This is a genomic window from Rhizobium sp. 01T417 (assembly GCF_056398905.1).
The window spans coordinates 22603-31776 of record NZ_JBFTQH010000050.1 but is presented as its reverse complement, the minus strand read 5'-3'; the positions used below and the strand labels follow the sequence as shown (position 1 = coordinate 31776).

General features: G+C 60.8%; 11 protein-coding genes. 4 read left to right on the top strand and 7 right to left on the bottom strand.

What is annotated here, in order from left to right:
- Positions 1 to 315: 315 nt before the first annotated feature.
- Entirely contained in the window at positions 316 to 738 is a 423-nt protein-coding gene (locus AC1DPR_RS28525) for a SufE family protein (RefSeq protein WP_113471206.1), read from the bottom strand.
- 203 nt (positions 739 to 941) lie between these two features.
- On the bottom strand, positions 942 to 1436 hold the full coding sequence (locus tag AC1DPR_RS28520) for a DUF5330 domain-containing protein (RefSeq protein ID WP_113471205.1): 495 nt from the start codon (positions 1434 to 1436) through the stop codon (positions 942 to 944).
- A gap of 451 nt (positions 1437 to 1887) precedes the next feature.
- Here AC1DPR_RS28520 and AC1DPR_RS28515 point away from each other — a divergent pair, with 451 nt between their 5' ends.
- Genes AC1DPR_RS28515 through AC1DPR_RS28505 form a run of 3 tightly spaced genes read left to right on the top strand, consistent with a single transcriptional unit; the run spans position 1888 to position 4743 of the window.
- Complete coding sequence (locus AC1DPR_RS28515) at positions 1888 to 3429, top strand: sensor histidine kinase (protein ID WP_477817679.1); 1542 nt, start codon at positions 1888 to 1890, stop codon at positions 3427 to 3429.
- On the top strand, positions 3401 to 4333 hold the full coding sequence (locus tag AC1DPR_RS28510; protein WP_477817678.1) for a peptidoglycan-binding domain-containing protein: 933 nt from the start codon (positions 3401 to 3403) through the stop codon (positions 4331 to 4333). Before AC1DPR_RS28515 ends, AC1DPR_RS28510 begins: the two co-directional genes overlap by 29 nt.
- 53 nt (positions 4334 to 4386) lie before the next feature.
- Complete coding sequence (locus AC1DPR_RS28505) at positions 4387 to 4743, top strand: DUF1491 family protein (RefSeq protein ID WP_026372176.1); 357 nt, start codon at positions 4387 to 4389, stop codon at positions 4741 to 4743.
- Between the two features lie 6 nt (positions 4744 to 4749).
- Here AC1DPR_RS28505 and AC1DPR_RS28500 read toward each other — a convergent pair whose 3' ends face one another.
- Both AC1DPR_RS28500 and AC1DPR_RS28495 read right to left on the bottom strand, forming a co-directional pair.
- The gene (locus tag AC1DPR_RS28500) at positions 4750 to 5760 is read right to left on the bottom strand and encodes a DUF2336 domain-containing protein (protein ID WP_113471202.1); all 1011 of its coding nucleotides are present in this window, start codon (positions 5758 to 5760) and stop codon (positions 4750 to 4752) included.
- Between the two features lie 175 nt (positions 5761 to 5935).
- Positions 5936 to 6142, bottom strand: a complete 207-nt coding sequence (locus AC1DPR_RS28495) for a hypothetical protein (RefSeq protein ID WP_113164334.1) — start codon at positions 6140 to 6142, stop codon at positions 5936 to 5938.
- Positions 6143 to 6664: 522 nt separating this feature from the next.
- Here AC1DPR_RS28495 and AC1DPR_RS28490 point away from each other — a divergent pair.
- Positions 6665 to 6832 carry a hypothetical protein gene (locus tag AC1DPR_RS28490; RefSeq protein ID WP_018860035.1) on the top strand — a complete coding sequence of 56 codons (168 nt, stop codon included), beginning with the start codon at positions 6665 to 6667 and terminating at the stop codon, positions 6830 to 6832.
- Positions 6833 to 6842: 10 nt separating this feature from the next.
- On the opposite strand, the gene AC1DPR_RS28485 is transcribed toward AC1DPR_RS28490, so the two are convergent.
- The 3 genes from AC1DPR_RS28485 to AC1DPR_RS28475 all read right to left on the bottom strand — a co-directional run bounded on the left by AC1DPR_RS28485 (position 6843) and on the right by AC1DPR_RS28475 (position 9133).
- On the bottom strand, positions 6843 to 7397 hold the full coding sequence (locus AC1DPR_RS28485) for a DUF1254 domain-containing protein (RefSeq protein ID WP_018860036.1): 555 nt from the start codon (positions 7395 to 7397) through the stop codon (positions 6843 to 6845).
- The gene (locus AC1DPR_RS28480; protein WP_025661024.1) at positions 7390 to 7977 is read right to left on the bottom strand and encodes a DUF1214 domain-containing protein; all 588 of its coding nucleotides are present in this window, start codon (positions 7975 to 7977) and stop codon (positions 7390 to 7392) included. Before AC1DPR_RS28480 ends, AC1DPR_RS28485 begins: the two co-directional genes overlap by 8 nt.
- A gap of 187 nt (positions 7978 to 8164) precedes the next feature.
- Complete coding sequence (locus tag AC1DPR_RS28475) at positions 8165 to 9133, bottom strand: NAD-dependent epimerase/dehydratase family protein (RefSeq protein ID WP_477817677.1); 969 nt, start codon at positions 9131 to 9133, stop codon at positions 8165 to 8167.
- Between the last annotated feature and the right edge of the window lie 41 nt (positions 9134 to 9174).

Genomic DNA, 9174 nt, shown 5'->3' with positions numbered 1-9174 from the left:
TCAACGCCGTTCTCACCATCAGATGGGCCGACCAACTCGGAATGCCCAGACTCGCATAACCTCAATCCCTCGAACCGCCCGGTGCGGACCCGCATGCCGGGTGGTGTGGCAGGGGAGCGATCAAATATGATCGCCCCCTATGCCGATTTGGCCGGGGAAGAAAGGGGGAAGCGGCCAAACTGATGCTGCGCACGGCCCTGATGGCGCTCTCCCGGCATTACAATCCGCCGGCGCCCGCGCGCCGATCGCGCGTGGAGCATTGGGGTGCGCAGGGCTACAGGCCCGAACTCTATTCGTGATGAGGCGGGTGGTTGCTTAGGCCACCGCGCGTACGCGGGCTTCCTCGCGGATGCGGTTGACCATAGAGCGCAGGCCGTTGGCGCGCTGCGAGGAGAGATGCTCGACGAGGCCGATCTTCGAGAATACGTCGAAGGCGTCGAGGGCCGCGATATCCGATGCCGTCTTGCCGGAATAGGTTGCAAGAACGATGGCCACGAGCCCGCGCACGATATGCGCGTCGGAGTCGCCCTCGAAGGTCATGACGGGATTGTCTGGATCCCCCGCGGTGTGCGTTACGAGCCAGACCTGGCTGGCGCAGCCCATCACCTTGTTGGCCGATGTCTTCTTGTCGTCGGGAAGGTCCGGAAGCGCCTTTCCGAGCTCGATCACATAGCGATAGCGATCTTCCCAGTCGTCGAGGAAGGAGAAGTCGTCAATGATCTGCTCGAGGGACGTCATGTATTGTGGCCTTTCGTTATCAGGTTTCATATAGGTGAAACGCGGCCAGATTTGAACCATTAAAAAGAAACGCCGCGGAGGATAGGCATCCTCGCGGCGCAGCAAGAGCTGGAAATAAACAGGGCAGGCACGTCAGGCATGGGATATTCCGCGGCTTGCGGATCGCCGGTGCAAGCTTGGTTGCGGGAAATCCCGCGTAATTCTCAGGTGGCCGGACGCGGCGTCGGCAGCGGAATGGTGCCCGTCGTCACGGTGTCGGAAAGGCTTTCATCGCCGTCGTCAACCGGCGGGCGATAGGGCATCGGCTGGTTCAGCGCTGCGGTGCGCTCCTGTGCCTCGGCCTGAGCCTCGGCATGGGAGGGCGCAAGTGCCGCGACGGGAGCGATCGGCGCATTGGGTGCGACAGCAGGCTTGGCGGCGTTGTCGTCACCGAAACGGCTGTCCAGCAGCTCATAGGCGACACGGGCGCCTTCGCGGGCCCGGTAGCCGAGCGCGGCCATGGTCTCCGCACCCTTGACGCAGACCTCCGGCTTCTCGCCGCACATGCCTGTCACGTAATCATAGGCGCCTGTCGCCGCGACAAAGGCGTCGGAAAACTGCAATGTCGGCTGCGAGCTGGTCGAGCTCTCGCCGCTGAAGAACGACAGCAACACGAGCACAAGCCCGAACCAGAATGATCCTTTGATCAGAAACCACATCGTCGTTGCCATCCTGTTTTCCCGTTCGGTCTTACCGCCGAATCGGTCCGGTCTTCCGGTGTGCGTTGACCTTAGAGCAGAGTTGCGAATGCCAGTTTTCAAAACTCGTCGGCATTTGCCTCAAATTTAGTTCGAATTTTAATGAACGGGATTTGCACCGCATTTCGGTCAAATTGTAGCGACCGCTGTTAAGCATGTCATCGGCCTCCTCCTGTAATTGCAGGCAAACCTTGCGGCAGAGCTGCCACAAAGGTTAACAGCAAGCTGAAATGTGAGCGAAATCCGTCGCTTACCGCCCGTTAACCGTAAAAAACAAAGCCGCTTCCATATGTCCAAAAACGGGACATTTCGCTCTTCTGCGGTGTGGAGGCGGCTTTTCCCTTATCCTTTCCTTAAGCGCCCAAGGCCTATTGTCGGCCCTGGTAAAAAGCCTTTTTTGGGCGGGTATTGCGTGCGTGTAATAAGTAAGATCGCAGAGCGGGCGGCAGCCCTCGTGGACCGGGCGGTGGAAAGCTGGCTCTCCCGGACAGGAGGGGGCACAGCGGTGCGCCAGCGTGAATTGATGATCCTGCGCCGCTTGGCGCTGCTTTCGTCGGCGGCTCTCGTCGCGGTCCCCGTTGGGCTCTCTTCTGTGACCAGTCCTGCCATTGCGCTACCCGTCGGTGTCGCAACCGTCTGCGCGGCCTTCCTGTTTTCCGCGGTGGGCAGCATTGCCCTGTCGCGTCAGGGTACGGCAACAGCGCCGATTGCCGCGCCTGTCGCCGAAGACTTTTTCATGGAAGTAACCGCCGGTCTCGCCTTCTTCCTGGATCCGCAGGGCAACGTCACTGCCGTCGGCGGTCGTGACAAGCGCGAATATCTCGCCTGGATGCGTGATCCGATCGGCAAGGGCTTTGTCGATCAGATACATGTCTCTGACCGCATCCTTTTCCTGCAGGCGCTGGATCAGCTTCGCCAGGGTGAGGCGACTGCCGCGGTCGATCTGCGGCTGGAGCGCCCTTCGGTTTCGCGTGACAACAGGCAGTTTGCCTACCTGCGTATGGATATGACCGCGCGGCAGGACGGCGACGGCACGCTCTTCAGCGTGATTGCCCAGCTACGCGATGTCTCGGTGGAGCAGCAGTTACGGCAGGAGGCGCAGAACCGCGCCGCCGACGCCCGCTCGGCAAACGATGCAAAATCGCGGTTCCTTGCCGCGGTCAGCCACGAATTGCGCACGCCGCTCAACGCCATCCTCGGCTTCTCCGACATCCTGCTCGGCGAGTATTTCGGCAAGCTCGAAAACGACCGCCAGCGGGAATATGTCGGCCTTGTCAGGGAATCCGGCGCGCACCTGCTCTCCGTCGTCAACACCATGCTCGACATGAGCAAGATCGAAGCGGGGCGCTACGAGCTTTGCCTCGAACCCTTCGACATTGCATCCGTCGTTCGTTCCTGCGAGGCCATGCTGGCACTGCAGGCGAAGTCCAAGGGTGTATCGCTGACAAGCCGAGTGCAGCGCGGTCTCGACGAGGTCGTGGCCGATCAGCGCGCGATCCAGCAGATCCTGATCAATCTGGTTGGCAATGCCGTGAAATTCACCGATGCGGGCGGTGCGATCTCGATCGACGCGTCGATGCGCGACGGCGTTCTGAACCTCTGCGTGAGCGACACCGGCATCGGCATTCCCGGCGACAAGCTGGAAACGCTCGGCCAACCTTTTGTCCAGATCCAGAACGACTATAGCCGCCGATTCGAGGGAACGGGACTCGGCCTGTCGTTGGTGAAGGGCTTGGTGGCGCTGCATGGCGGCGACTTCGCAATCGCCAGCACGCCGGGCGCCGGTACGATCATTACGATGTCCATTGCAGCGGATGGCTCTGGCATTCCGGCTGTGGGTACTGCCCGCAACGATCTTGTCGAGTTTCCGCCGCGACTGAAGGCTGTGCCGGCGCTAGCGGGCGTTTTGGAAGAGGGGCTTTTCGATGGCCGCGAGCAAGCGAAAATCGCCTAAGGGACGGAGAGGCCGACAGAAACGGCCGAGCCTCCTTCTCACAGGGGCAACCATGGTCGGCGGTATCGGGCTGCAGGGCGCAAGCGTGCTCGGCGGCGTGATCGGCCGCAACCCGTCGGTTGCCGGCGGTACGGCAGCCTTCCTTGTCATCTTCAGCTTCGTCGCCGCAAACGCGCTCTGGTATCAGCCAGGGGCGCATCCGCACCCGTTCCTGCGCACCCGCGATCCGCTCTTTCCGAACGTGCTCGGCGGTCGCCCGGTCATCGAGGAGCAAAGCGGGAATGTCACCACCTTCAAGATCCAGCGGCAGGACGAGGCCGACGTCACGCAGACCAATGCGACGCCGCCAGTCGCTCCCGGCGGGCAGCAGCCGAGCCAGATCGTCATGGACATCCAGACCGAACTGGTCCGGCGTGGCCTTTACAACGGCACTCCGGATGGGGTCATCGGCCCGCGCACCAGTGCGGCGATCCTCTTCTTCGAAGAAACCGTGGGCATGCCGCAGACGGGCGACGCAACGCCAGATGTGCTGGCAGCGCTCAGAACCGACTCGGTCGGCCCCTCGGCGATCCCGCTGGAAAAGCCGCGCGAAGACATCACCTCGAAGGCATCCGCCGAGGATYCTGTCGCCGCCGCCATCCGCAGCGCCGAAAAGAGTGTGAAGACCGCGCCGACACTTGCAAAGAAAGCCGCACCATCCGCGGAGTTGTCGACTGTGGATCTCGTCCTGAAGATCCAGAAGGGCCTCAGCAACATGGCCTACGCCAATGTCGGCGTTGACGGTGTGCCGGGAGAACAGACTCGCACCGCCATTCGCCACTTCCAGAAGCACTACAACCTTCCCGAGAATGGCGAGCCGAGCGAAGCGGTCTTGAAGAAGCTCAAGGAGATCGGCGCGCTCTGAAGCCCGGCAATGCCAAGCATTGCCGCTTGCCGTTTGTCTGCTATAGCTCGCCGATGAGATTACGCACCGATATTTTCGTCTCCGCCCTCCTGCGCCGGGTTTTTGCCAAAGGTGACTTTGCCGCTGTCGAGGCAAAGGGTGCCGACGAGGCGGGCGCCATCTTCATTCGCCAGCACTTCCGCGATGGTCTTGAGACGCTCTACGGCCCAGCGCCGCAAAGCCTCTTCGACGACGAGACGAGCGGGGAGCGCCTATTCGAGCAACGGCTGACGCGCGAAGAGCCTGATCGGGTCAGGGAAATGCTCGAGCGTGAGCGGAAGTTCGACCCGGACCTCTGGATCGTCGAGCTTGAAGCCGATGAGCTCGGGGATATCGTTCCGCTTGGCGACGGGCGCGAGAACCCTCTCTAGTCAAAGTCAGCGTGTACGGATGATGCGCCTGTCCTGGGCGGGCGGTTCCTCATGGGTGGCTTGCGCCGTTTCTGTTTTTTCGGGCAGGTAGGTATAGCTGTCGGCGCGGCGCCAGGCGTCGACGCGGGCGTTGCACTCTTCCAGATCGAGACTGTCCAGCACCATCCATGCGCGCGTGACGCCATGCTGCGGTTCCGCGAGGTGCGGGTAGAGCTTTTCGAGCACAAAGACGGCGTCGCGGAAGTCCAGGCCGAGACTGATGAGCGTGGTCGCCAGTTGCTGACCGGAGATATCGAGCATAATGCGCTCTGCAAGCCAGCGGCTTGCCGAAAGCCCGCTGGCAAGCGCCTTTGCAAAGAGCGCCACTTCGCGATTGCGGGCAAAGCGGACGAGGAGTGCGGCCTGGATCGGCGACAGGTTACGCAGCCCGAGGCGATCGCCTTCCGGGCGGCTGACATGACGTGCCAACTCCCTGATTCTATTGCGTATCTCCTCTTCACTCGCGCGGCGCGCTGCAGCCTCGGCTTCCTCGAGGGAAGCCGGAACCGGCGGTTCGGATGGTACGATGCCGGTTTCGACCTCAGCCGGAGCTGCCAGCCGCTGTTCCGCCTGACGCAGGCCGACCAGCGCGTCGATGACCCGCGGGGAAAGCGCATCCCGGCTGACGATCGCCTTCATGTGTGCGCTGCCCTGGGTGCGCGCAATGGTGATCAAGGTCTCGTCGTCGATCGCCGGCGAGGAGGTGAGGAACGGCGCTGCAATGTCGATCGACTGGCAGCCGACGAAAAGCGCGACGGCGGGTGGAATCTGCGGGCATTGGGAAAGGGCTGCCACGGCCTGACGCTTTGCCTCGAGAGAGGAGGCCTGGAACAGCGGCGTGAAGAGTTCGGCGAATTGGCGCAGTTCGGAGCGGGTTGGCGGCTGCAATCCCTCGAAGCTGCTGACGGTCGCCATGAGAACCACGTCCTTCTTCCGGCTGGCGGATGGGGCCTCTAGGTCTCGGAACCGGTCACGCACAAGAACACACCCTGGAAACGCAAAAAGGGATGTCGCAGGACTGGACGCGAAGGGACGCCCCTTACCCCACATAGGTTATGAACAAATCCTACATGGGCAGGGTTAACGCTTGCTAAAGACTTTATTCAATTTGTACCGAAAGGCTTCACCGTATGACGACCGCGGGACGGAGTGACTAAAGCCCTTTGTGTCCGCGCAGCGCCGCCAAAAGCCTCTCGGCGCTATTGTTCCCGGACTGATAGAGGTCAAGCGCAGCGGACGCTGCCATCTGGGCTTCGGCGCTCTTGATGTCGATCCGCTTTTCCGCACACCACGCATCGAGGGCATCGCGCAGCACGTCAAGGTCCTCGGGAGAGAATGTCGAACCGATAAACAAAGACATTTTAACCCCTCCCTGTCCGCAATAAGCGGAAGACGGCGCCCCGCCGCCTGGCCACGGACCCGTGGCCGATGACACAACTTTACCGGTATTGGTGAGGATCGCAATTGATATTTTTGTGACGAGAAACCACGGAGCTGTGATGGGGCCGCCATCGCCGACACAACCTCCGTTAAGTATATGAATTAATGCTAATATCGTTGCGACATTGTCGATTGAAACTTCTTATGAGAAGTTTGAAACCAAATGGGGACTCAGCGCGTTTATAAGATGTCGTGCAAATAGCTAACGTCCAGGCATGAAATTAACGATCTGTTAACTGTCATATGTCTCAATTCGGGTATGAACGGCGATCGAGTGCTTCGGTCGTCCGGTTTCACATCACGGTATTTCAAACAGGTGCCGTGAGAAAGGCGCGAATGCCTCGGAGCCCGGTTTCGGGTTCTACAGGGCGCGCTGGCTCGCATAGGCGGGCAGGGTGAGATTCCGCAGTTCATCCGTCTCGGGCCGTGCATGGAGACGAGAATGGCAATAGTCGTCGCATTGGCGGACCGTCTGTCTCAGACGCAACGCCGCAAGGGCAGGAAACCAGTCGAGGCACAGATCCTCCTTTTCACGGGCGTGCGTTACGAGCGCCTGACGGAAAGCTCGAAGCGTTCCCCGGCGCCTCGCATTTCGCGGGCAAAGAAATAGACTTATTGCTTCAATCCGAGGGGCCGGCATATTCGTCGCAGCCGGCCTCCGCGAGGAAGTTCCGCGCGGCTGCGTCGAAGCTCGCCTGGGGCGCCAATGTCCTCAACACCACATAGCCTTCCGAACGCGTACTTTCCACGAGAATGGTTTTCTGCAGGTCAGGCGGCAAAGCCTTGCGAAGCTCTGTCAACTGGATCGGCGTTCCGACCAGAATGTCGAGCGCTCCCCCCACAGACGTTCTGTCGTTCATGCTGAAGACCTCGTTCGAAGCCTCGTCATAGAGCGCGACAGACCAGAACGGCACATTGCCCTTGGCCGTCAGGCGGATTGGATTTTCCTCAATGTCGAACGAGCAGACAGCAGTGCGGACAAAAGGGTCATCGTTGGAAAGTCCCGCGGCATCGTCCGTCGACCCAAGCAGGTAGAACTTGTCGAGATCGCCCTCGGAGGCGACGCGGGTGGCGGCGTCCTTGCCGGTAAAGTGCGGCAGCGAAAGAATGATGACGAGGTGCAAGAGTGCCGCCCCGAAAAGTCCCGCGAGGATGGCAAACAGGATCCTAAGCATTGCCGCATCCGGTTTTCTGAAGCTTCGGCATCGCAAGGTCGATAACGCCGGAGCTGCCGGCTGTCGGGGTATCGAAGAGGGTCAGGACGAGTTGGAAGGTACCCGCCGCCGGCAGCGCTAGCCAGTTTCCCGGTCGGGCGTGCGCGGAAATGTCGATCGTGAAGCTGCTGTCGGGCTGCCGCAGCACCGTCCAGGAATTCAGCGCGCCGGGAAGCCCCGGTCGCAGCGAGGCAGGATTGCCGCTGTTGTCTGCGGTAAACAGCGTCCAGATGCGGGCGGGCGGCGTCTGCCCCGTGATACGGTAGCTGCAGCCGGCATTCAGCCGGTCGCCGGCGTCATCGACCTTGGCGGTAAACATCAGGCCTTCGGCGTTTCCGTAAAGCAGGCGTCCGGCACGCGCCCGGTGCGATTTCGCATAGGGGTCGGCGCTTTCGGTTTGTAGCTCGGGGAAGGCTTCCCAGGCGCCGAGCTTGATCGCGCCGAAGCCGGCCGTCGCATCCAGCGCGTAGAGCGAAATCATGATCCCGCCACCAAAGGCGATAATCAGAGTCATCGCTATGAAGAGAGGAAACCGAAACACTATGCGCCCTTGAGAAACAAATCAGTTGCAAGGGTTACCACTGATTCTAGCTAGGCGGAATGGTGCAGGGCGGTATCGGCGGCATATCCCGGCCAAAACGGATCAACGCTGGACCATTCGAAAGGCCGACTGATTGTCGATTTTCGATAGCTGGATCAGCGTCCAGACTTTTGGCATCAAGCGATTTTCAAAGATCGGCGCCCGCCGCGACGACTTTTCCGGAAGCTATCAGCGCCCGCACAGATTCGTGCACTGCCTCCAAGCTCGTGTACCGCGGTTTGTAGCCCAGGCGGTTTCGGCTCTTTTCAATTGAGTGGCACGAGCTTCGGATCACGTGCCCACGACTGCTTTCGGCATACTCGCCGAGATCGGCAAGCCATTCTTCAAAGGGCTTGTAAGCGATGCGCGGCTCCTTTCCGAACCAGCGATATGCCGTTTCCGCGTAGCCCCGCAGGGTCACCGCTTGTTCCGATACCGTGTTGAAGACTTCGCCGATTGAAGCCGACCGGTTCTCGATCGCACACATGATCCAGCGAGCCACGTCATCAGCATGGACGTGATGGACCATTTCAAGTCCGAGGTTCGGCAAGACGAGTTCATCGCCACGGGCAATCAGCGAAAAGACTTCCGGATCCGCGTTTCCGATCGGGTTGATCGGATTCCAGCCTTCGCCGACGATATGGCCAGGACGGAAACAGGTCGCGGGAAAGCCGGTGACGTGCGCCTCCCGCGTCAGCCAGGCTTCGCACTCGGCCTTGCCCCTCCCGTAGGCGTCTATCGGATTGGGCGGATCGGTCTCGGTCGAGGGGATCGCAAAAAGGCGGCCATAGACCCAGATCGAGCCACAGAACAGGTAATGGCCAACCTTTCCTCGGAGGGCCTCCACCACGTGCCGTGTACTGGATAGGTCGAACGATATCATATCGACGACGATATCAGGCCTTAGATCTGCGATCTTGGCGCCGAACCGGCCGGCTTTCTCCTCGGCCGCGCGATCGAGCGCGACGTTCTCGATCTCACCCCATGCGTAGTGGGGGCGATACGGTTTTGCTGTGCCACGGCTCACATTGACGACCTGATGGCCTCGCTCGACAAGCGCTGGCACCAGATAGCTTCCGACGTGGCCACTCCCTCCGATGATGACGATGCGTGACATGATCGGCCTCCCTCGCTCTACGAAGCAGTTGCTGCTGATGC

What these genes read in the sequence shown, in the direction of transcription:
- AC1DPR_RS28520 (WP_113471205.1), bottom strand. Translation starts at nt 1,436, where the DNA reads ATGTGGTTTCTGATCAAAGGATCATTCTGGTTCGGGCTTGTGCTCGTG.
- AC1DPR_RS28485 (WP_018860036.1), bottom strand. Translation starts at nt 7,397, where the DNA reads ATGCTTAGGATCCTGTTTGCCATCCTCGCGGGACTTTTCGGGGCGGCA.
- AC1DPR_RS28495 (WP_113164334.1), bottom strand. Translation starts at nt 6,142, where the DNA reads ATGTCTTTGTTTATCGGTTCGACATTCTCTCCCGAGGACCTTGACGTG.
- AC1DPR_RS28475 (WP_477817677.1), bottom strand. Translation starts at nt 9,133, where the DNA reads ATGTCACGCATCGTCATCATCGGAGGGAGTGGCCACGTCGGAAGCTAT.
- AC1DPR_RS28505 (WP_026372176.1), top strand. Translation starts at nt 4,387, where the DNA reads ATGAGATTACGCACCGATATTTTCGTCTCCGCCCTCCTGCGCCGGGTT.
- AC1DPR_RS28525 (WP_113471206.1), bottom strand. Translation starts at nt 738, where the DNA reads ATGACGTCCCTCGAGCAGATCATTGACGACTTCTCCTTCCTCGACGAC.
- AC1DPR_RS28490 (WP_018860035.1), top strand. Translation starts at nt 6,665, where the DNA reads ATGGCAATAGTCGTCGCATTGGCGGACCGTCTGTCTCAGACGCAACGC.